This window comes from Methanosarcina siciliae T4/M (genome assembly GCF_000970085.1).
Classification (GTDB): domain Archaea; phylum Halobacteriota; class Methanosarcinia; order Methanosarcinales; family Methanosarcinaceae; genus Methanosarcina; species Methanosarcina siciliae.
Genome location: NZ_CP009506.1, coordinates 3,709,313 through 3,730,282, shown reverse-complemented (window position 1 = coordinate 3,730,282; position 20,970 = coordinate 3,709,313). Strand labels below are relative to the sequence as shown.

Below are 20,970 nucleotides of genomic sequence, written 5' to 3'. Positions count from 1 at the left end.
AACAATGAACAGGCGAATAAACAGGGAAACCATCCGAAATATCTCTTCAACAACTGTGCTGATAGCACTCCCGGTCATTTTATTTTTCGGGTCTTTTATGATTGGCCGATATCCGGTGTCTCCCCCGGACGTAATGCTGGCCATTGTATCGGTTTTTGTGCCTATGGAAACAAATTTGGACCCCACTATTTATACAGTAGTCTGGGACATACGTTTGCCTCGCATAGTAGCTGCGATGATTGTAGGTGCAGCTTTATCAATTTCAGGGGCTTCTTTTCAGGGGACTTTCCAGAATCCGCTGGTGTCCCCGGATATCCTTGGTGTTTCTTCAGGTGCGGGTTTTGGAGCTGCAATAGCTATTTTGTTCAGTTTTTCCATGGCGATGATTCAGACTACAGCTTTTTTATTCGGCCTCCTTGCGGTTTTCCTCACTTACTTCCTGAGTAAAAGATTTAAGAGCAATACCATTTTGATGATGGTGCTGGGCGGGATAGCTATTGCAGCACTCTTTTCCGCTCTCATTTCATGTATCAAATATCTTGCAGATCCTGACAGTAAGCTCCCTGAAATCGTATACTGGCTTATGGGCAGCCTCTCTGCGGTTGAAAGCAGCAGTATATTAATGATAGCAGGACCGGTTCTGGTTGGGTTTACAACATTACTGCTTGTCGGATGGAGAATTAATGTCCTTTCAATGAGTGACGACGAAGCACGCTCACTTGGCATAAACACGGAGAAAATGAGACTGTTGATAATTTTTTGCTGCACACTCCTGACAGCCGCTGCCGTAAGTATTAGTGGAATCATTGGCTGGGTGGGCCTTGTAATACCTCACGCTGCCAGAATGCTTGTAGGTCCGGACCACAGGAAGCTTTTGCCTGCAAGCATTTCACTGGGAGCTACTTTTCTCCTGCTGGTGGATGATGTGTGCAGAACAGCCACATCTATCGAAATTCCCCTGGGAATATTAACAGCTATTATAGGAGCACCTTTTTTCGTGTATCTACTCCAAAAAGGCTACGAGGGATGGTCGTGAGAAATATTATGGATATAAGGAATGCAGAGTTCTCTTACAATGGAAAGGAAAACATATTTCGAGACATAAACCTCTCAATTGAGAGAGGGGATGTCCTGTGTATATTAGGACCCAATGGAACCGGAAAATCAACATTAATCAAATGTATGAGCAGCCTGCTCAAACTAAAAAGTGGCAAGATATTATTGAAGGACAAAAATATATATTCAATGAATAATACCGAAATCGCCAAGGTCATGGGGTACATCCCCCAATCAAACAATTCAACCTTTGCATATTCAGTTCTTGATATTGTTCTAATGGGCAGAACTCCCTATTTAAGCATAACATCGGTTCCCGGGAAAAAAGATTATAAAATAGCTGAAGAGGCTCTGGAAAATCTTGGAATCCTGCACCTGAAGAATAAAAGCTACACTGAGATCAGTGGGGGAGAAAGACAGCTAGTACTGATGGCCAGAGCAATAGCCCAAAGACCCGAAATTCTTCTTCTGGACGAGCCTACATCCCATCTGGATTTTGGGAACCAGATACGAACACTCAAAGTCATAAATAAATTGTCTAAAACTGGACTATCAGTTGTTATGACTTCTCATTTTCCGGACCACGCCTTTTTGTCATCCAACAAGGTCGCTATAATGAATCAGGGCACAATCATGAAGATGGGAGACCCGAGAACCGTAGTCACGGAAGAAAATATGAAACAAGCCTATGGCATAGACGTAAAAATACTGGATGTGGATGAACAAAGAAAAGCATGCATACCTGTGCAGATACAATAACCATACGGGGCTATGAAAACAACGGGGATATGAAAACAAATCGATCCGGGCATATGATGGTAAATTAAGGTGATTGGATGGATAAAAAGAGTATGGTGGCTATCATTGCAGTTATTGTAATTTTATCCATTGCAGGGGTAGGCTACAGTAACACAAGGTCTGGGCTAGATAGTAATATCGGGATAAGAACTGATCAGGGCGTTCAGATAACAGACCAGACGGGAAGAGTTGTAACTGTGCCGGCGAATGTGACTCATGTGGCTGCTCTTGCCGGTCAGTCATATGAAAAATTAATTTTGCTAAATCAGACCGACAAGATGGCAGTGACAATATCGGCATGGACCAATCTGCCCTGGTCATATAAAATAGCCCCACAGTTGAAAGATATCCCTATAGAAAACGATCCCAATGTTGAAGATCTTATCAGCAAAAAAGTGCAGGTCGTTTTTTGTTTGTCATACGACGGTAATAAGGAGAAACTGAATTCGAGCAATATAGCTGTTGTGATCACTCAGAAGAACTCGGGAAACCCCGAGAACGCAGACTCATTTGTTAAGTACGTGAAGCAGGAAATAGCGCTTTACGGCGAAGTTATGGGCCCGGATGCGGAAGAAATTGCTGATGAATGGGGTGTGTACTTCGATCAGAAAGTGAATTATGTGACATCGAGAACTGCAAACCTTACAGATAGTCAGCGTCCCGAAGTGTATTATGCCAGGGGTCCGGATGCGATAACAACACAGGGTAAAAACTCTTATACGCAGTTTTACGTGGAAATGGCCGGTGGCGACTACGTTGCAAAAAATACCAATAAAGAAGGACTTCAAAGCGTCACAATGGAACAGCTACTGGCATGGAATCCTGATGTAATTTTTGTAGGCCGAATTAACAGTACGGATATAATTACGAATGACTCTCGGCTGAGTAACATGAAAGCTGTACAGGATAATAAAGTATATCTCTGCCCACAGGGTGTGGCCTACTGGGATTATGGTGCCGAAGGGGTGTTACTGATGGAGTATTTTGCCAAAACCCTACATCCAGAACTATTTGAAGACCTGAACATGACCGGTGAGGTCAAAGATTACTATTCGAGGTTTTGCCACTATAACCTGACAGACGAGGAAGCAAACAGGATACTGCAGCATCTGCCTCCTGCAAGCTCGACATGAAAACAGAGAAACAAAATGAGGGGGTGAAAACATTAAGGTAGAAAATAGAGATACTTTAGATTTACGTACAGAAGGAAACGACTACAATTCCGAAACCGAACTTTGTAGCGGTGACCTGCCACCCGGAGAATTTGACTTTATGGGACGAATTCCGGTCCCTTTAAAGTATACGTTCAAGGATGGTTTGGAAGCCATACTAAAGAATTATCGGATTGAAAAAGGAATCCGGCTCAAATGCTATTTTCCCATGGGTGGAGGAAGCGGCTATTCACCGTTTCAACATATTCACGAGGTGGACAACATTGATGACTTTCCCAACATAGTGTTGTCTTCATCGTTTGATAATGTATTTGAGAAAAATTTTTTCGGGAAATTTATCGATAAGGGTTATTTCCAGGCGTGCCAGCCCAAACCATTACCCCCCATATATGCTGATTGCGGGATCGAAGACCCTGAAAAGCAATTCACTATTTTTGCCGTAGTTCCTATTGTTTTCCTTGTAGACCATCGGAGGCTGGGCAGCCTGCCCGTTCCCGGACAGTGGAGTGATATTCTTGACCCGATTTACCATGATAAAATAATAGTCGGAGGCTGGAGGAAAGATGAAAAAAGCCCGTATTCCGAGTTTAACACGTTTTTATTTTTAAATATATATAAAGACCATGGCATTCAGGGCTTAAAACATCTCGCGTATAATACGAAAAACATGCTGCATTACGTCCATATGTCGAGAATTGCAGGTCCGGATAACGAGCTTGGTGCAGCCATATATATCATTCCCTGGTTTCTGGCCGATATTTGTCCGAGAGGAGGGAAGACTTCAGTGATATGGCCGAAATATGGGGCTCTGGCGTTTCCGTTTTATATTTTAGCCAAGAAAGCAAAGCTGGAGGAACTGGATGTATTGATAAAGTACACTACCGGTAGAAAAATAGTGCTCGTATCTACCCATGATCCACTGTTAGCTTTAATGGGCAATCGTCGGATTGTAATCAGGAACGGTGCGATATCCAATATTATTGAAACAAGTAAGCAGGAAAGAACGAATTTGGAATACATGGAGTTTCTGGATTGCAAAATGACGGAACTGCGTGATATGTTGAGAAACGGAGGGCGGATTGATACCGAACTCAACTGGTGTTCCGGATGATGAAAATCAAAAACAGGTTTTTCTAAATTTTGAATTATCGGCGGAGGAATCGAGTTGAAAAAAGACATTAAGATTTCAATTGTGGACCATACAATCAATGAGGTCATACGCCTGGGGGTTAATAATCCTGCCGATGTAAGGTTTATGCTGTCAGTTCTGAAAAAATACTCATTAGATGCGGCAGATGTCTCATTGAATAATTTAGAAAAAAATATGGTTGAATTTGAGGCTGATGAATTTTCGGAAATTATGAGATGCAGAGTAAGATGTTCCGGACATGAGATATTCAGGGCGAAAAAGCTCGGTTTTTCCAAAATAGTAATAAACACTTCTTTCGACCCCTTCACCCCCATACAGGATATGCTTGAACCTGTATTGCAAATGGCCTGTAGCAACGACCAGGAAATTTATTTGAGCATTGACAATGCTCTGGAATTCTCAATAAGGGACGTAGAAACAATATATCCCCTTATTGCCAAATACGGGATAAAAAGGTTAATACTGGGCGATAGAAGCGGGAAAGCGGACCCTTTCACCACCTATGATAAGCTTGGCTTTTTATGGAATACAATTCAATGTCCTGTTGAATATGTGGGGTACAACGATTACGGGACTGCTACAGCCAACACGCTTTCAGCGTTAAGAGCAGGCGTTGAATACGTTGCAACGGCTGTCAGCGGTATCGGAATCCCGGGAGTAGCGGCCATGGAAGAGGTCTTAATGGCAGCAAGGCATTTGTGGAAAAATGAACAGGTGCCCGATGGATATAGCATTGCAGCAGATTGTGAGAATATTTTATACAGGGCTGGTATTATGTTGCCCGGAGAAAAGGCCATCATAGGAAAAAATGTATTTGCGCATGAATCCGGGATTCACGTTGACGGTGTTCTTAAAAATCCTGATTTATACGAAGCGATTAAGCCGGAGGAGGTGGGCCTGCGCAGGCTTTTAGTAATTGGAAAACACTCTGGGACAGCATCATTAGCGCAGAAGCTCCGGCAGCTGGGTTTATCTTTAAGTCCAGAAAAAGCAGCTGTATTGCTCGAAAAAGTAAGAAATACTGCGATTCTGCAAAAAAAACCGTTAACGGATTTGCAGCTTAAAACTCTTTACGATTTGCAGATGGAATCGGTAAAAGACCCGAATATTCATTTATCAGGCAAAGGAGAAATGTCCTGTGACTGAAAACAAAAGCTTTGAAATCGTTGATACAACTCTGCGTGACGGGGAACAATCTGCAGGTGTTGTATTTTCGATTGAAGAAAGGGTGAATATCATTTCGGCTTTAGATAAAGCAAACGTGAAATGGATTGAAGCCGGTATCCCTGCTATGGGCAAACAGGAATGTGAAGCTCTGAGCCTTATGCTCGAACTCCCGATAAAATCGAATCTTATCGCGTGGAACAGGGCAAATTTAAAGGATTTAAAGGCTTCTATCGAATGCGGATTTAAATTTGTTCACATCTCTCTGCCGGTATCCGACCTGCATATAGAATATAAGCTTCAAAAAAGCAGGACCTGGGTGCTTGATCAATTGAAAACCTGCCTGGAATATCTCAAAAACTGTGGGATAACGAGTATTGTAGGAGCGGAGGATGCATCCCGAGCAGACCCGGATTTCTTTCTTCAATATGCAGATGTTGCGGCTTCTTACGGTGCGATAAGGATACGATATTCGGATACGGTCGGATGCCTGGATCATTTTACGACTTATAATAAAATCAAAAGCATTGTAAATTGCAGCCCGCTTCCTGTTGAAATTCATGCACACAATGATTTTGGCCTGGCCCTGGCAAATACCCTGGCAGCATACAGAGCGGGAGCAAAGTTTGCCAGTGTTACAATAACAGGGATTGGGGAACGTGCAGGAAATGCGTCAATGGAAGAAACAGCCGTGTCTTTAAAACACTTTTACAACTATGATTGCGGAATTGAACTCAAAGCTTTACCTTCCCTGGCTGAAATGGTCGCAAAAGCAAGCGAAAGAACATTGTTTCCGTATAAGCCAGTAGTGGGACCCTTTACACAAAATATTGCAGATAATTAATATATTTAACTTTATTTTTATTCTTAATACACAGCATTGCTTTTCAGGATATGAGTTAAAGCAAAAAATTTGATTCATTTTTTAGTCAGGGTGATACAAATGTTCACTGTTGAAACAAGCAACATAAAAGGAATTACAAGCTTTACCACGTATGATAGTGGTGGACTGAAAGAGTGTAAACTTAATGAGTACAATTTAATCCACACAAAATACGGGGACTTTGTTCCTCAGTATGGAAATCCCGGAATAAGGAGAAAGCAGTTAAATGCCCTTTCTTTCTATAAGAGTGGAAAAGTTAAAAACATTTCACTGGAGCAGCAGACAGAAATAAGCACCTCAATAGGCAACTTTCCGGCTGAACTGGTCACTTTTTTTGAAGACGGCTCGCTCAATAGTTTATTCCCGTTAAACGGACAAATAAGCGGTTTCTGGTCGGAAGAAGAGGAAGGTGCCCTGGCGCAGAAATATGATTTCACATTTCCGTTCGGGAGCTTCAGTGCAAAAATAATCGGTCTGCGTTTTTATCCGGACGGAAAAGTCAGAAGCCTGATACTGTGGCCGACAGAAGGAATCGCAGTTGACACCCCTGCAGGAAAAATTCCCATCCGGACAGGGTTCAAGCTTTTTGAAGACGGGAGTATGGAATCCGTAGAACCGGCAAAACCGGTTCCTGTTGAAGCCCCTATCGGTTTGATCAATGCATATGATGCGGCCGCAGTGGGTATTGATGCTGATGTAAATTCCCTGCGCTTTGATAGAAATGGAAAGTTAACTTCTCTTGCTACCTTTGACATCATTTCGGTCAAAAAAAGCAACGGTGAAATGAAAGTAACTTTCCCTAAGCTGAAACCCGGCCTGACGGAAGAGTATGAAAAAGTGCCAATAAAATTGAGCTTTGATGACGATACTGTAATTATTAATGACGGGGCTAAAGCAAACGAATACAGGATATCCGATTCTACATTCAAAATCACAGGCGGTGACTATACGGAGGCTCCAACTTGCGGATATTGTTCTAAATGTAAGGGCTGCATGTAACCCGATTTTGAGTACCCTAACTCGATTTTGAGCACCCGATTTCGAGTATCAATGAGATATGAATCAGTAACCGGATTTTGTTACTATTTTTTCTCACTCCTAACCTTTTTTCTGTGAGCTACAAGTCCACCGTCATTGAGTATATCAAGCAGGAAATCAGGAAGTTTGTTTCCTTTGAATGTGCCTTTCTCCGGAACCAGAACCTCCCCCATGAGCAGGTCAACTTCAATCTCATCTCCGTCCTGACACTCGACATCTGCTTCCATGAGAGGCAATCCTATATTGATTGCATTTCTAAAAAAGATCCTTGCAAAAGACTTTGCCACAATACAGGCTATTCCGGCATGTTTCAAAGCGAGGGGAGCCTGCTCCCTTGAAGAACCACAACCGAAATTAGTGCCTGCAACAATGATATCTCCGGGTTTTGCTTTTTTTGTGAACTCAGGGTCAATGCCTTCCATTGCATGAGTCCCGAATATCTGCATATCCCTGGTTCGCAGGTATTTCCCGGGGATAATTGCATCGGTATTAATGTCATCTCCGAATTTCCAGACTCGGCCTACAATAGGATTTGCCATCACCCTCACCTGAAAGTAAATTTTTAACGCATTTATACCTTAAAAAGCACCAAAATTTTCCGCCAAACTGCCAGTAATAGATCAATCTGGCGCCTCTGCATTCAGAATTTTTTGAACTTCCTCATCCGTAAGTTCATACTCAAAGAAAGTTTTGTAGAACCATTTTGTTTCATTATTTATGTCAATGAACTGAAACTTATCCGGATTGATGGTTTTTGCAGCCCATTGAATCTGAAGCGCTTCTTCTGCTCCGGCCCTGCTCCAGATAAATGCCCCTTCAGGATTTAGAAACACCCTGTTATCCTGAACTGCTTTAACTTTTTTCCATTGATCACTGTTCATAATTTGTTCTTTCTCCCGGGATTTGGCATTTACACTAAGAATAACCACATCCGGGTTCCACTTTAAGATTTGTTCCATTGAAACTTCCTGCATAATACCCCCTTTTACCTCTTCGGCTGCATTAACCCCTCCTGCGGCCTCAATCCAATCGCTTATAATATTTCCTCCGCCATCTACACACAAAGGTGAGAGTGAAACCACATGAAGAACTTTAGGCCTATTTTCATCAGGTATCTGGGATGAAGTATTTCTTACCGATTCCAGTTTACTATCCAGGTATGTATTATATTGCTGTGCGCGTTCCATGGCTTCTTCGTCCCCCAATACATTCGCAGTATCTGAAATGCATTTTTTCATAGAATCGAAATCTGTAAAACTTACCTGTACTACAGGAATTCCAAGATTGGATACCTTTTCGAGATTCTTATCGGATTTCGACATGAAAACAACATCGGGTTTGGTAGCAATCAAATCTTCGATATCATACGTCGGGCTCAGTGTCACAGCATCGTTGAAGGTCGGACAAACCTTATACATCCACGGCCTTTTTTGGGGACTGAACATTGTAGCAACAAGCCTGTCATCAGCTCCAAGCATAGCCAGCACTTCATTATGCCCCATCCAGGTATCCGCAACCCTTTCTACCTTTAATGGAACCTGAACTTGGCGACCTAACGAATCAGTAACAGTCCTATTCCCTGCGTTTTCATCGTTTGAAGCGGATATGCCTTTTGTGCTACCATGCCCCTGCAAGCTGATTTTTTCTTCTATACAGCCAGTGAAAAATAATACCGATAAGATTGCGATGAAGAGAACAGTTATTATTTTTTTGTTCATTCAGATACCTCATTTTATTCTTAGGATTCAGCACTAATTTCCAGGAAATATCCATTGTAAAGATGCTTACGGCTATATCCCCGGCTATCAGAAGTAAAATGCTTCCAAAAAATTTTGCATCAAAAGGAAAATAATGGTTGACGGTTTATTAAATTCCGGAATCGAGAAAAACTATCGGCATTCGGAAATAATGCCGTATAATTCGGTTTGCCGTATAACTCGGTTAGATTTTATACCTGTTTCTCTGCTTCCCCACCATCTGCAAATACTTTAATCCACACTCTATAGTATAACAATATTCAACGCAATCAATCCCGTATTCTTGAAGCTTTTTTTGCTTATCCTGCACAAACGTATTGTCTGCAAGTTCCCCTGAATAACCTTCGGTGAGTACATCCTCTTTGTTCAATAACCCCGCATCTTCCTCCGTAAAACCTGTGGTATTTGCCAGTAAGGTTCCATGCATCCGTACACTCTTTTTTAGGGCTGTGCATGCCCAATCCACCATTATCACCTCAATTCCTCTTAGTTACAAATATTCTTCCCAGTTAATCTGCTTTGAACGCAGCGCTCTTTCCCAATCGTTCGCAACATTTTCTAAAAAGTTCAGCATACCTTCGTATCCGAAATAGGCCTTATTCAGATAATTTACTCTGTTTGTAGGGTTAAAAACGTCAAATGCAAACTTTATTCCCAGTTCTTCAGCCATGTAATATTCCCAGGAAGAACCAAATACGGCATCAACGTTGCTGTCCATTAAAGATTGTTTTACCTGGTACCCATCTGCGGAAAAAACAACCCTGGGAGAAATCCCCATATCTTTAAGTTCATTTTCCAGCAACAACTGGGAGTCAGGCATAGAAGACCTGAAAAGCAACAGTTCCGGGATCATTTCCAGCTCTTCGAACAGCATCCTGATCAAACCTATTCCCAGGGTTGCATCGGCTGAAACGGCTACTCTGCAGTTTCGGTACCTTTGAATCATCATCAGTCCCCTGCGTCTCAGCGCATCGATAGTCATATATTCTCCATCTCTGATTATCGTCTCGACCTGTTCTTCAACACCGAAATACTTTCCCACCGCACGAAGCCATATTGCCGTATTTTTCAGCCCGACGGGGAGTGGAATGTCAGATAATATAAGTGGTATATCATGAACTTCCTGCATTTTTAATCCGAATTTATACCCTGCATCATGACTGAGAAGTATATTTGCCGATGCCATTCCCGCATTCTCCAGTTCCTCCAGTGAAGTCTCATGAGGAAGCACAGCCTGGACTTTAATTCCGACTTTGTCAAGGACCTCACGTACCCATTTCAAATCCGCCCACCAGGTAGGATTCAGGTTTGCCTGAGGGACTATCAAGTTCACAGTGTTTGGAATTTTTTCCTTCTGTTTTTTAATGAACGGGAATAATGCGTTCAGTCCCAGGTCAATACCGGCATAGCTGTCCCCTCGAAACCCCCCTGCCATCAGGGGGACAAGCTTCGCATTGATCTGCGGCTGGAGATTCCTGCATAAGCCCTCAAGATCCTCACCGATAATATCAGCTGCACATGTGCCAATTACGAAAATAGCCCGGGTTTTAAATTTCGAATCAACTTCCCTGATCAATTCCTTCAGCTTATCCGAAGCGCCCATAACTATATCCGTTTCAAAAAGCCGGGTACATGCGACCTTTCGCTTTGTAAAGTCAATTTCGTGGGTATCGTAAGCCACTGCAACCGTTGAAGAACAACCTTGAGGAGAATGTATGACAATGCTGATATCCTTCATACCGGCCAGTATGCCGGCAGCACCTTCAAGAGCGCATCCGACCATCGGGTCCTTGCTATGGTTGCAATTCTCGAATTTTAGCTCATCATACATTTGCCCCTCCCCTTCCCTGCATAGATTGTGCAATCCGGCAATTCCTGAGCCAGCTTGGGGGTAAGCGACTGAGCCGAACACAGACCGGAATTTTCAGGGAACACCATTTTCTTCATTACCCAGCTGCGCGGTCTGAAGGAATATTCAAGAGCGGTGCAGATACATTTTGCCACCTTTAAAGCCCCCATGTAACCGAATCTCGGACGGTTCAATATGGCGTTTAAGTCGACTACCGGAATATTCGGGAAACTCATTGATGACCCGAAGTATACGGTTCTTTCCGGACTCATGTCTCCCAGATATTCAAGCAGTTCATTTTCAGTTTGAAGCATTGCCTCATATTTTCCAAAAGCAAGCGTACCCTTTGTTATCAGTATTTCAGGGTCAAGTCCGGTCTCAAGAAGGTAATCAATACTTGTTTCCCTTGCTTCCGTGCTCCAGGGGTGGAAATTGTATATGACCACACGCATATCGAAATCACGTTCGAGCATATGGGCAATTGACAGAGCCTTTATCGCGTCATGCCCTTCAACAATTGCCAGCTTGCCGGCAAGATGTTTTTTTGCCTCTTCAAACTCGACACGTATTGCTTCATATTCTCTTTTGATCAGGGTTTCAGCCTCGGCTTCCATGTGTAAATACTTAGCCGCTTCACTCAGCCATCTTTCCGTTGCACTGATACCATAAGGAAGAATCGTCGAATTCAGAGGGGTGTCAAATTGATCAAGCATTTCTCTCCCTATCGCATACCCGAGATCCAGGCATAAAGTACAGTTTACGGCCACGCCGGGAGCCCGCCGTATCTCCTCCAGCGAGCAGTTGCCTGCAATAATTGCATTTACGTTTGCACCCATGCCTTCAATTAAGCGCCGTAATTCTTTAACATCGGTATCAATTTCCGTCCTCTCGGGACCCATTTTCCCCCCGACGATATTGACCGAACTGGCAAGAGCTGCTCTGCTCTCCGAATCAGGTTTATCCATAAGCTGAACGATCTGCCTGAAAACGAGGTCGAACCCGCTCCTGTACTCTCCGGCAAAGCCTTCACAGTGAACGGCCATGATTTTGGCGTTAATTTTGGGCCGGACTCTATTCACTATCGCATCCACGTAGTCTCCGATTATTCCGGTAGCGCAGCTTGTCGCTACAAAAATGATGTCCGGTTTATACTTGCTATCGACCTCCAGTATGGAGCCCTTAAGTTCCCGTTCACCTCCGTACACAACGGCTTTTTCGTTAATATTTGTGGTAATGACGGATTCATACGGCGAACCGCTGTTTCTGCAATTTGTTAACTTATAGGTCTGTTTTACTCCGAATGCGCAGCCGCTGGGGCCGTGAGCAATCACGACAGCATTTTTAATCCCACTCAGTATTTTCATTGCGGTCCAGAATTTACAGGGTCGGGTATGGCTGCCCTGTAATTTCGTATCGATTTTCCCTTCTTTCGCCAGTTGATAAAGCTCGCTTAAATTTCCAAAAAACACTATACTTTCGTTAGCAATTCCAGCCATATTCTCCTCATTCCTTTCACACAATTGAGTACAACCAAAAAAAATAAAAATTGTTAAGAGTTTTTGGCTATAATTTAAGCCATTAAACAGGATACCCACGCAATTCCGCTATAACAAATGCTGCTACCACCAGATAATTCTCCATTTTTTGCCTCCTTTCGGTTACCAGACATTGATAATCCATTCTCTGTCATGCTTGTTTTCCATGGACGCAAAAATTGTATTTGCAATGTTCTCAGCCAGCCACTCAGCTCCTTTGTATCCGATTACCGGATATTTCCAAAGCCCTGCCCTGTCAAATGTCGGGAAGCCTACCCTGACCATTGGGATATCATTATCTATTGCGATGTACCTGCCTTTTGAGTGCCCCAGAATCAAATCAATGTCTATTGTTTTGTTTTTGATACGGCTTTCCAGTTCCCATAAATCAGAGTTCCAGATGACCTGAATATCACAATTTGCCTTTTCCTCAAGTTCCTTGAGCCTCGGGTCTTTTTTATACGAGGTGTTATCGTCGCCTAACATTAAGAGTACCGGCTCAAGCTCGCATTCCAGGCAGAACTGTGCAAGACCGAACACAAGGTCAGGATTGCCGAAAATGGCTACTTTTTTATTCGCAAAAAACATGTGTGCCAGGTCTACAATTGCATCTATCGCTTTGCCGCGTTCGATAACCAGTGATTCGGGTATGGGTTTACCGGTAAGTTCGCTAATATTTTTAAGGAAGATATCGGTATTGTTTATGCCTATGGGCGTTGGCGTAACAATTGAAGGCACATCGAACTTCTCTTTTAAAAATGCTGCAGCATTTGCTCCTTCATATCGGCTTAATGCAATCGATCCGAGAGCGTTCGCAGAATCGGCTATGTCCTCAATGGTCGTGTTTCCATATGCGAATGCCGATTTATCCGGCATAATAGGAGAATCAAAGGTCTCGGTATCCAGGAGTATGTTTCCATCAACCTGCATCTCAGATAGAATGTGTTTAATTTCGGAAACATCCCCCGGATTGACCCAGCCGGTGAATATGTTCAGCTTTTCGGAAGGTTCACCTTTTTTTGCAAGAGCTTTTACCATAGCGCTGATTGCATTATCATATCCCGTCACCATGCTGCCGCTGTAGCTTGGGGTGTGAATGGCAATGAGCTTTACATCTCTGTCAGGATGATTTTCCTTGACTTTCTGATTTACTTTCCGGATTATACCTTCAATATCGTCCCCGATCGTTTCAGTCGAACACGTCGTTATGATAGGTATAATCCTCAGGTGAGGATACCTGGCAATAAGCGTTTCAACGGCTTCTTCTACCCTTATTGCACCCCCGAAAACGGCAGCACTTTCATGCAGAGAAGAGGAAGCAATATCAAAATTTTCTTTAAAGTGTTGAGCGAACAGCAGTCGGACAAACATGCTGCAGCCCTGACCGCCGTGTACAAGCGGGATGCAATCTTTTACGCCAATTCCCGCATACTGGGCACCTGCCGGCTGACAGGTGTACATAGGGTTAATTATTCCTGTTCTTTCCTTCAACATCAATTCACATGACACACTTTAACCCCCTTTTGATTCAGCTGGTATTTTTATTCAGTTAATAATTTGGCAAGTTCAGTTCGCAGTTCCGGGACTTTTTTACAGTAATATGGAGCAGTCTTTTTTTGACGCCTTCAACTAACTCCAGTATTCCTGATTTGTCGAGTTCGGAGATCCAGGGCATCTTATTTTGTATATCTGCAGCCAGATTTTTTGCATCGGAATAAAATGCTTTATCTGCAGGAGTTACAAGATTTATTTTTTCGCCGTTGAGGATTTTGCCGGTCATTGTCATAATACCTTCAATGTTTTCCTCCCGGTCCCAGCTTCTTGAAAAGAACTGCCACAAACACCGTTCCTGGATAAGAGCCGTAATTTCCTCTATTTTTTCATTCATGACTCCTGCACCACACCAGAATCTTTTTCAGTTAAGCTCCACATAGGGGAATCTGTCTCTCTGGGATCTTTTCCGGCTAACTTCCACATCGGGGAATATATCGCGTTATACATGTCTCTCGCCATGTTTACTGCTCCTTCAAAACCCATGTAAGGACCATTGTGATACGCATGTCCGTTAATGTATGGAATATGCAGTTTTTTGACGAGGTCTCCAACCCTCGGCCCGGTAAAAATCAGATCGGCATGGATATTATCTAGCACCTCGAAGAATTCAAGCTCGTTCCCATCATCGATATAGATGGTCCCTATCCTGCCTCTGGCAATAACTTTTTCAAAGTCCTCCTGATGCCCAAATTTGGAGGACATGGCAACAACTTCCATACCCAGATCATCTTCAAGAGCCTTTGTCCAGTGCCAGAGTCTTGGACCACCGGTCCAGATACATATCTGCTTTCCTTTGAGCCGTTCCTTATACCAGTCAAGCTTTCCTTCGTATTTTGCAACTTCTTCTGCAATTACCTCTTCAGCCTTATCTTCCAGTCCAAAGAAAGCCCCGATCTTTCTCAAGGCTACTTTGACGTATTCAAAACCCCAGGTATCAACATCCATTCTAGGGATGTCATATACTCTCTTAAGTTCGTTAGCTATATATCCGGCAGAACGAGCACAGTTGACAACATTCAGCTTTGCTCTATGCATGCAGCGCAGCTGGTCATAGGTTACATTCCCGGTGAAGTGTGCGATAACCTGGATACCCATTTTGTCAAGATATTTTTGCAGGACGTAAGTATCTCCCTGAATATTGTAGTCGCCAATGACATTAATCGTGTATTCGCTTGTGATTTCAGGTTCAAGCGTGCCTATTTTATCCCTCATCCAGCCAATATTTAGCTCATGGTGTCCTTTCGACTGGCTGACCCCGGCAAAGCCCGGACATTCGACAACGAATATATCGACATCTTCAAGCTCTTCCTGAACTTCACGGCATACAGCTTTAGGATTATCTCCTATGAGTGCGGTTGTGCAGGTTGTATAGACAAACATTCTCTTAATTTCCGGAAATTCCTGGAAAGCTTCCATTATTGCTTTTTTCAGCTGCTTTTCAGCGCCGAACACAATATGCTTTTCTTTCGTATCCGAAGACCAGATGTATTTTAATTGAAAGTTGTCATTGTCACTGGGATACCGCTTCGTGTGCCAGGTATCATACGCACACCCTACAGGCCCGTGTATCATTTGAATACAGTCTTTAATTACTCCGCCAATAACGAGTTTAGCTCCGCAATAGCTGCAACCTCTTTCCGACAACGATCCTGCTATTGTATCAATATTTGACAGTGGGAGAAAATCAGTTGTGTCTTCCCCTTCTTCCTTGATGTAAACATGGTTTTTTCGCTCAGGTATGCATTCATCGCAACAGAATAGTTTTAACGGCATCTTATACTCCCTTGTCTGTTTATTTCAAAGATAGTTCTCCTTTTTCGCCAGTCCTGATCCTGATGACATCATCAATCGGCTCAACGAAAATCCTTCCATCCCCTATCTGGGCAGTTTGATTGACTTCGATAATGGTTTTTACCACCAGATCCACATCTTCGTCATTTACGACTATGCTCAGAAGCCTTTTGGGTATGTATTTCATACCTGTACTGTACCTTTTTGCAAGCAGCTTAGGTTGTATGTAAAAGTTAAGTTCCCCGGAGATGCCTCTTTGCTTGCCTTTCCCTAATACCGGAATTGCTGTCATAGCAGGAAAGCCGATTTTATCCAGTGCATCTTTTGTGGTAGACATTTTATTGGGTCTGACAACTGCAGTAACTTCTTTCATATGGAAACCTCCCGGTTTTCAAAATTTCCTGCTTTTAGAATTATTTTCATAATCCTTTTGCACCCGAGCTAATCGTGTATGCGTCATCGATCGGGCTCACGAAGATTTTTCCATCTCCCATACTGCCTGTATATGCTTTACCAGAAATGATTTTTATTACTTCTTCAACCGCTTCATCTTCCACAGCCATCATGATCATGGTTTTTGAAAGTTCGTCGTAGTGCATATCACCAACAGTAATCCCTTTTTGTTTTCCTCTACCGAAAACGTTTATTTTTGTAAGAGAATAATATCCAGCTTCTGAAAGTCCATCGGTTACTTCTTCCGTCCACTCAGGTCTTAATATAGCACGAATCATCTTCATTTGCCAACTCACCCCCAGGTTAATCCATAAGACCGTATCTTGCCACCATTTTTTCCAGTTGATCCATACTTAACGGTTTGGGGATCACGAACATATCATTCTCAAGAATTTTCTTGGCGAGTTTTCCGTATTCTTTTGCCTGGTTGCATTCCGGGTCGAACTCCACAACTGTCTTTTTATTAAACTCCGCCTTTTGAACAATGTTATCTCGTGGCACAAAGTGTATCAGCTGTGTTCCTAGCGCGGAAACAAACTCCTCCATCATTTCCAGCTCATTATCGACCTTACGGCTGTTACAAATGATTCCGCCCAATCTCACCCCACTCTGTTCTGCATACTTCAGCAGACCCTTACAGATGTTATTTGCTGCATAAGTCGCCATCATTTCTCCCGAAGCGACTATGTATACCTCCTGAGCTTTACCCTCCCTAATTGGCATTGCAAATCCGCCGCAGACAACGTCGCCAAGCACGTCAAAGTGAACAAAATCCAGGTCATCGGAATAGGCTCCCAGCTCCTCCATAAGGTTAATAGCGGTGATTACACCCCTGCCAGCACACCCAACACCCGGTTCCGGACCCCCGGATTCAACACATCTGATTCCTTTGAAACCGGTGTTAACTACATTATCAACTGTTACGGCCTCCTCACCCAGCTCTCTGAGCGTATCCATTATTGTGGTCTGAGGCACACCCCCGAGTGCCAGACGAGTACAGTCTGCTTTGGGATCACACCCGTGGATGAAAACATTTTTTCCATGATAATATGCCATAGCTGCAGCAGTATTTTGTTGAGTGGTGGATTTTCCAATACCACCTTTCCCGTAAAAAGCAATCTTTCTGGTCATTTTTACTCCTCCAACACTTTAAAAAACATCATCTAAAAAATCACAATTCATTTCCTTGAGTAACATACTCTGAAAAATCAATCAATTTTCTAACCAAAGTAACAAGATTTCCCCTAATTGCCTACTCCATTTTCTGCCTCCTTTGATTATTTAATCTGTATTATGTTTATTCAAACATAACGTTGATTTAAGTTTTAGGAAAACAGTAACCTATTTCCTATATAATACTATAAATAATTATCTATCACCGGTACTTGAAAACGGGATAAAAACAAAAATTAGAGATATGTATAGTTCGAAAAACGGTTACTATAAAAAGATATCAGTATCCATTTATGTATAATTTCTCGATAATTATTTTATTCCAAAAGAAAGAGTTTGAATTATGTTTGTGTATAATATAAAACTTACAAGATAGGGGTCAATTATCGATTGCATACGGCATCATTATGTAATAAGAAAAACATAGTACAGTATGCTTTTTACACAAAAACTTAATTCCAAAATCGTGAGTGTGCATAGCTTTCAGTACAAAAGGGTGTGAATTGCATATTGTTATGTTTAAGTAAACATAACTATTTTATTTCAATGGATTTTGGTTTTTTATCTCGTGAAACTAAGTACCTCACCAGGTTATGCTTGACTGAACATAACAAACTAACATGAAAAACGAATGCGTCTTAAGTTTTTCGCATAAAAAGTATTAAACGAGTACTTATTTAAGAAAATTAGTTGGTATATTTGGAGGGGACATGTAAACTCAAAAACTTAGTCCATAACACTTAATCATATTTAAATAGTGATTGGAATCCCTGCTCAAAATAGCGAAGCAACTGATTGATTTTATTTAAAAGTACATTTTTTGTATTATGAAACTTTTTGAAGTAATGGGGACTCTCCTCAATAACGGCCCAAATGCATATTTAGAATGTTTTTGAAGCATTTTGGCTATCTCCGACTCTGAACTTTTAATTCGTGGTCATTATTCGTTATGTGTAGTTTTACATAACCATATTTTGTTCCGGGGAGCTTTCGTCGACAAATAATGATTAAATTTTCTTTTGTCAATAGTAATCTATTTATATTATTGGATAGGAAATAGGTATCTGTTTTCCTTTAATATAACATTTGTTATGTTTTATTAAACATATCTCTGTTAATAGCTACAAAGGAGGTTATGAAAAATAAAGAGAAGTTAATTATGCACATCGGATGTTGAAGTGCAAAATTCCACTCTGTATGCATGCCTCATTGCCTGCATACAAGGCTTTGCCGTAGGATGAAATTCCATATTGGAAGCATGATGGAAAAAGGAGGATTAATGTGAAAATGATCAAAGCTATAATACGTCCTGAAGCCGCTGATGATGTTATCGACGGACTTGAAGGGGCTGGTTTTTTCTCACTGACAAAAATAGATGTATTTGGTCGTGGGAAACAAAAAGGAATTACAGTAGGAATAATACATTATGATGAACTTCCTAAAACAGTGATAATGCTAGTCGTTGAAGATAAGTCTGTTGAAGAAGTTGCTAAACTTATTAAATACAAAGCGTACACAGGTAATTATGGGGATGGTAAAATTTTTATAACTCCTGTTGACGACGCGTACACGATACGTACTGGAGTTTCAGGGCTTTGAAAGAGGTGCCGCTTTGAAAGAAATAATTGCAATAATTCGTCCAAAAAAAGTTGAACCTACAAAGGAAGCTCTTGTGGAACTTGGAATCCCGAGTGTAACTGTAGTCCCGGTATTTGGACGAGGCAAGCAACGAGGTATTGCAGAAGAGCTCAACATTGATATTCGTCCCGGTCTTTTGGATCAGGGCTTGTTGGCTGGAATGAAATATATGGAATTCATTCCCAAACGTCTGCTGTACTTAATCGTTAGTGACGAAGATGTCGATACTGCTGTTGACACAATAATTAAAGTCAATCAAACAGCTCAGATTGGCGACGGGAGAGTTTTCATCTGTCCGGTGGATAATGCCATTCGAGTGAGGACAGACGACCAGGGAGATAGTGCCCTTCTATAAAAATAAGAAGAAAAAATAAGGAGAAACAAACCGATGCCATATCATACTTTTGAATGTAGCGAATGTATTCCCGAAAGGGCGATGCATGCTGTTATAAAAGGTCCGGGTGAAGATTTGACGTCCTGTCTTCCCCTTGGATATCTCAACACAATTCCTGGGACGATTTCAGAAAGAGGATGCGCTTACTGTGGTGCAAAACATGTTATAGGCGCACCCATGAAGGATGTCATTCATGTAAGCCATGGTCCGGTTGGATGCACCTACGATACCTGGCATACTAAGCGTTACATCAGCGATAACGACAATTTTCAGCTTAAATATACCTTTGCAACTGATATGAAGGAAAAACACGTCGTATTCGGCGCTGAAAAAATGCTTAAACAGAATATTATTGATTGTTTCAAGGCTTTTCCCCACATCAAAAGAATGACTATCTACCAAACTTGCGCTTCGGCACTTATTGGAGATGATATCGCTGCAGTTGCTAAAAAAGTGATGGCCGAAATGCCAGATGTAGACATTTTTGTCTGCAATGCTCCAGGTTTCGGGGGACCCAGCCAATCTGGAGGGCATCACAAAATCAATATTGCCTGGATAGATCAAAAAGTTGGAACATATGAACCTGAAATAAAAAGTAAATATGTTATCAATTATGTTGGTGACTATAATATCCAGGGGGATGCGGAAATCATGGTGGATTATTTCCAGAGAATGGGCATTCAGGTTCTTTCCACCTTTACCGGGAACGGATCCTACGACGATCTGAGGGGTATGCATCTGGCCCACCTCAATGTGCTTGAATGTGCGCGTTCTGCTGAGTACATCTGTAACGAGCTCAGAAAAAGATATGGGACTCCACGCCTTGATATCGATGGATATGGTTTTGAACCGCTATCGGCATCACTTATGAAAGTAGCCATGTTTTTTGGGCTTGAAAAGGAAGCACAGGCGATTATTGATGAAGAAACCGCCAGATGGAAACCAGAGCTTGACTGGTATGCAAAACGCTTGAGAGGAAAAAAGATCTGTCTCTGGCCTGGTGGTTCTAAACTCTGGCATTGGGCACATGTAATTGAAGAGGAAATGGGAGTTAAGGTTGTCTCAGTGTATTCAAAATTCGGCCATCAGGGAGACTTTGAAAAAGGTGTTGCTCGGTGCAGTGAAGGGGCACTTGCAATTGACGATCCTAATGAACTTGAAGGGCTGGAAGCTATGGAGATGTTACAACCCGATTGTGTCCTTACAGGTGTCCGTCCGGGAGAGGTCTCCAAAAAGATGAGAATCCAATATCTCAATATTCACGGATATCACAATGGCCCATATAAAGGGTATGAAGGATGGGTCAGGCTTGCCAGGGATCTTTACAATGCAATATATTCGCCAATTCACCAGCTTTCTGGCATGGACATAAGTAAGGATGAGATTCCCACTGATAAAGGATTCTTGACCAGACAAATGATTTCCGATGTAAATATTGTTGATGACGGAACAACTCCGTCTGAGGAGAGGCCGTATACTGGCGACTGGGATATTGTTACAAGATTACGTGGAAAAACGTATCCAAAGCTTGAATCACAACAGCTTGGTACGGCATAATGGAAAGA

21 protein-coding genes are annotated in these 20,970 nt (G+C 42.2%); 10 read left to right on the top strand and 11 right to left on the bottom strand.

The window, feature by feature from the left end:
- The first annotated feature begins 4 nt into the window (after window positions 1–4).
- From MSSIT_RS15550 to MSSIT_RS15520, 7 genes are all read left to right on the top strand, one after another.
- The gene (locus MSSIT_RS15550) at window positions 5–1,036 is read left to right on the top strand and encodes a FecCD family ABC transporter permease (protein ID WP_048173486.1); all 1,032 of its coding nucleotides are present in this window, start codon (window positions 5–7) and stop codon (window positions 1,034–1,036) included.
- Window positions 1,027–1,815 carry an ABC transporter ATP-binding protein gene (locus tag MSSIT_RS15545; protein WP_048173485.1) on the top strand — a complete coding sequence of 263 codons (789 nt, stop codon included), beginning with the start codon at window positions 1,027–1,029 and terminating at the stop codon, window positions 1,813–1,815. Before MSSIT_RS15550 ends, MSSIT_RS15545 begins: the two co-directional genes overlap by 10 nt.
- 77 nt (window positions 1,816–1,892) lie before the next feature.
- A complete protein-coding gene (locus tag MSSIT_RS15540; RefSeq protein ID WP_048173484.1) occupies window positions 1,893–2,987 on the top strand; it encodes an ABC transporter substrate-binding protein in 1,095 nt (364 codons plus the stop codon).
- A 139-nt stretch (window positions 2,988–3,126) separates the two neighbouring features.
- The gene (locus tag MSSIT_RS15535) at window positions 3,127–4,137 is read left to right on the top strand and encodes an ABC transporter substrate-binding protein (protein ID WP_156158877.1); all 1,011 of its coding nucleotides are present in this window, start codon (window positions 3,127–3,129) and stop codon (window positions 4,135–4,137) included.
- A gap of 54 nt (window positions 4,138–4,191) precedes the next feature.
- A complete protein-coding gene (locus tag MSSIT_RS15530) occupies window positions 4,192–5,322 on the top strand; it encodes a LeuA family protein (protein ID WP_048173483.1) in 1,131 nt (376 codons plus the stop codon).
- On the top strand, window positions 5,315–6,184 hold the full coding sequence (locus tag MSSIT_RS15525; RefSeq protein WP_048173482.1) for a beta/alpha barrel domain-containing protein: 870 nt from the start codon (window positions 5,315–5,317) through the stop codon (window positions 6,182–6,184). Before MSSIT_RS15530 ends, MSSIT_RS15525 begins: the two co-directional genes overlap by 8 nt.
- A gap of 99 nt (window positions 6,185–6,283) precedes the next feature.
- Window positions 6,284–7,222 carry a hypothetical protein gene (locus tag MSSIT_RS15520; protein ID WP_048173481.1) on the top strand — a complete coding sequence of 313 codons (939 nt, stop codon included), beginning with the start codon at window positions 6,284–6,286 and terminating at the stop codon, window positions 7,220–7,222.
- Between the two features lie 83 nt (window positions 7,223–7,305).
- Here MSSIT_RS15520 and hacB read toward each other — a convergent pair whose 3' ends face one another.
- The 11 genes from hacB to nifH all read right to left on the bottom strand — a co-directional run bounded on the left by hacB (window position 7,306) and on the right by nifH (window position 17,331).
- Window positions 7,306–7,800, bottom strand: coding sequence for a homoaconitase small subunit (gene hacB, locus MSSIT_RS15515; protein WP_048173480.1), 495 nt, complete (start codon window positions 7,798–7,800; stop codon window positions 7,306–7,308).
- An 81-nt stretch (window positions 7,801–7,881) separates the two neighbouring features.
- Window positions 7,882–8,979: an ABC transporter substrate-binding protein gene (locus tag MSSIT_RS15510; RefSeq protein WP_048173479.1), complete on the bottom strand. Its 1,098-nt coding sequence runs from the start codon at window positions 8,977–8,979 to the stop codon at window positions 7,882–7,884.
- 223 nt (window positions 8,980–9,202) lie between these two features.
- Window positions 9,203–9,487 (bottom strand): hypothetical protein, encoded by a 285-nt coding sequence (locus tag MSSIT_RS15505; protein WP_052721686.1) that lies wholly within the window; start codon window positions 9,485–9,487, stop codon window positions 9,203–9,205.
- A gap of 21 nt (window positions 9,488–9,508) precedes the next feature.
- Window positions 9,509–10,849, bottom strand: a complete 1,341-nt coding sequence (locus MSSIT_RS15500; protein ID WP_048173478.1) for a nitrogenase component 1 — start codon at window positions 10,847–10,849, stop codon at window positions 9,509–9,511.
- Window positions 10,834–12,363 carry a nitrogenase component 1 gene (locus tag MSSIT_RS15495; protein WP_048173477.1) on the bottom strand — a complete coding sequence of 510 codons (1,530 nt, stop codon included), beginning with the start codon at window positions 12,361–12,363 and terminating at the stop codon, window positions 10,834–10,836. The genes MSSIT_RS15500 and MSSIT_RS15495 overlap by 16 nt, the downstream gene beginning before the upstream one ends.
- A gap of 162 nt (window positions 12,364–12,525) precedes the next feature.
- Window positions 12,526–13,911 carry a V-containing nitrogenase subunit beta gene (vnfK, locus tag MSSIT_RS15490; RefSeq protein ID WP_048173476.1) on the bottom strand — a complete coding sequence of 462 codons (1,386 nt, stop codon included), beginning with the start codon at window positions 13,909–13,911 and terminating at the stop codon, window positions 12,526–12,528.
- A gap of 40 nt (window positions 13,912–13,951) precedes the next feature.
- Entirely contained in the window at window positions 13,952–14,290 is a 339-nt protein-coding gene (gene vnfG, locus MSSIT_RS15485; RefSeq protein ID WP_011021238.1) for a V-containing nitrogenase subunit delta, read from the bottom strand.
- Window positions 14,287–15,729 carry a nitrogenase vanadium-iron protein, alpha chain gene (vnfD, locus tag MSSIT_RS15480; protein WP_048173475.1) on the bottom strand — a complete coding sequence of 481 codons (1,443 nt, stop codon included), beginning with the start codon at window positions 15,727–15,729 and terminating at the stop codon, window positions 14,287–14,289. Before vnfD ends, vnfG begins: the two co-directional genes overlap by 4 nt.
- A gap of 19 nt (window positions 15,730–15,748) precedes the next feature.
- Window positions 15,749–16,120 carry a P-II family nitrogen regulator gene (locus tag MSSIT_RS15475; RefSeq protein ID WP_048173474.1) on the bottom strand — a complete coding sequence of 124 codons (372 nt, stop codon included), beginning with the start codon at window positions 16,118–16,120 and terminating at the stop codon, window positions 15,749–15,751.
- Window positions 16,121–16,166: 46 nt separating this feature from the next.
- Complete coding sequence (locus tag MSSIT_RS15470; RefSeq protein WP_011021235.1) at window positions 16,167–16,484, bottom strand: P-II family nitrogen regulator; 318 nt, start codon at window positions 16,482–16,484, stop codon at window positions 16,167–16,169.
- Window positions 16,485–16,503: 19 nt separating this feature from the next.
- Complete coding sequence (nifH, locus tag MSSIT_RS15465) at window positions 16,504–17,331, bottom strand: nitrogenase iron protein (RefSeq protein ID WP_011021227.1); 828 nt, start codon at window positions 17,329–17,331, stop codon at window positions 16,504–16,506.
- Between the two features lie 1,323 nt (window positions 17,332–18,654).
- Between nifH and MSSIT_RS15460 the strand changes: the two genes are divergently transcribed.
- From MSSIT_RS15460 to anfD, 3 genes are read left to right on the top strand one after another with little or no spacing between them, the layout of a single operon-like run.
- A complete protein-coding gene (locus MSSIT_RS15460; protein ID WP_048173473.1) occupies window positions 18,655–18,972 on the top strand; it encodes a P-II family nitrogen regulator in 318 nt (105 codons plus the stop codon).
- Entirely contained in the window at window positions 18,929–19,366 is a 438-nt protein-coding gene (locus tag MSSIT_RS15455; RefSeq protein ID WP_231589891.1) for a P-II family nitrogen regulator, read from the top strand. Before MSSIT_RS15460 ends, MSSIT_RS15455 begins: the two co-directional genes overlap by 44 nt.
- A 33-nt stretch (window positions 19,367–19,399) precedes the next feature.
- Window positions 19,400–20,962 (top strand): nitrogenase iron-iron protein, alpha chain, encoded by a 1,563-nt coding sequence (gene anfD, locus MSSIT_RS15450; protein ID WP_048173472.1) that lies wholly within the window; start codon window positions 19,400–19,402, stop codon window positions 20,960–20,962.
- The last annotated feature ends 8 nt before the right edge of the window (window positions 20,963–20,970 follow it).

What these genes read in the sequence shown, in the direction of transcription:
- MSSIT_RS15535 (WP_156158877.1), top strand. Translation starts at nt 3,127, where the DNA reads ATGGGACGAATTCCGGTCCCTTTAAAGTATACGTTCAAGGATGGTTTG.
- MSSIT_RS15505 (WP_052721686.1), bottom strand. Translation starts at nt 9,487, where the DNA reads ATGGTGGATTGGGCATGCACAGCCCTAAAAAAGAGTGTACGGATGCAT.
- MSSIT_RS15470 (WP_011021235.1), bottom strand. Translation starts at nt 16,484, where the DNA reads ATGAAGATGATTCGTGCTATATTAAGACCTGAGTGGACGGAAGAAGTA.
- MSSIT_RS15550 (WP_048173486.1), top strand. Translation starts at nt 5, where the DNA reads ATGAACAGGCGAATAAACAGGGAAACCATCCGAAATATCTCTTCAACA.
- vnfG (WP_011021238.1), bottom strand. Translation starts at nt 14,290, where the DNA reads ATGAATGAAAAAATAGAGGAAATTACGGCTCTTATCCAGGAACGGTGT.
- hacB (WP_048173480.1), bottom strand. Translation starts at nt 7,800, where the DNA reads ATGGCAAATCCTATTGTAGGCCGAGTCTGGAAATTCGGAGATGACATT.
- anfD (WP_048173472.1), top strand. Translation starts at nt 19,400, where the DNA reads ATGCCATATCATACTTTTGAATGTAGCGAATGTATTCCCGAAAGGGCG.
- MSSIT_RS15520 (WP_048173481.1), top strand. Translation starts at nt 6,284, where the DNA reads ATGTTCACTGTTGAAACAAGCAACATAAAAGGAATTACAAGCTTTACC.
- MSSIT_RS15510 (WP_048173479.1), bottom strand. Translation starts at nt 8,979, where the DNA reads ATGAACAAAAAAATAATAACTGTTCTCTTCATCGCAATCTTATCGGTA.
- MSSIT_RS15495 (WP_048173477.1), bottom strand. Translation starts at nt 12,363, where the DNA reads ATGGCTGGAATTGCTAACGAAAGTATAGTGTTTTTTGGAAATTTAAGC.
- MSSIT_RS15500 (WP_048173478.1), bottom strand. Translation starts at nt 10,849, where the DNA reads ATGTATGATGAGCTAAAATTCGAGAATTGCAACCATAGCAAGGACCCG.
- MSSIT_RS15475 (WP_048173474.1), bottom strand. Translation starts at nt 16,120, where the DNA reads ATGAAAGAAGTTACTGCAGTTGTCAGACCCAATAAAATGTCTACCACA.
- vnfD (WP_048173475.1), bottom strand. Translation starts at nt 15,729, where the DNA reads ATGCCGTTAAAACTATTCTGTTGCGATGAATGCATACCTGAGCGAAAA.
- nifH (WP_011021227.1), bottom strand. Translation starts at nt 17,331, where the DNA reads ATGACCAGAAAGATTGCTTTTTACGGGAAAGGTGGTATTGGAAAATCC.
- MSSIT_RS15545 (WP_048173485.1), top strand. Translation starts at nt 1,027, where the DNA reads ATGGTCGTGAGAAATATTATGGATATAAGGAATGCAGAGTTCTCTTAC.
- MSSIT_RS15540 (WP_048173484.1), top strand. Translation starts at nt 1,893, where the DNA reads ATGGATAAAAAGAGTATGGTGGCTATCATTGCAGTTATTGTAATTTTA.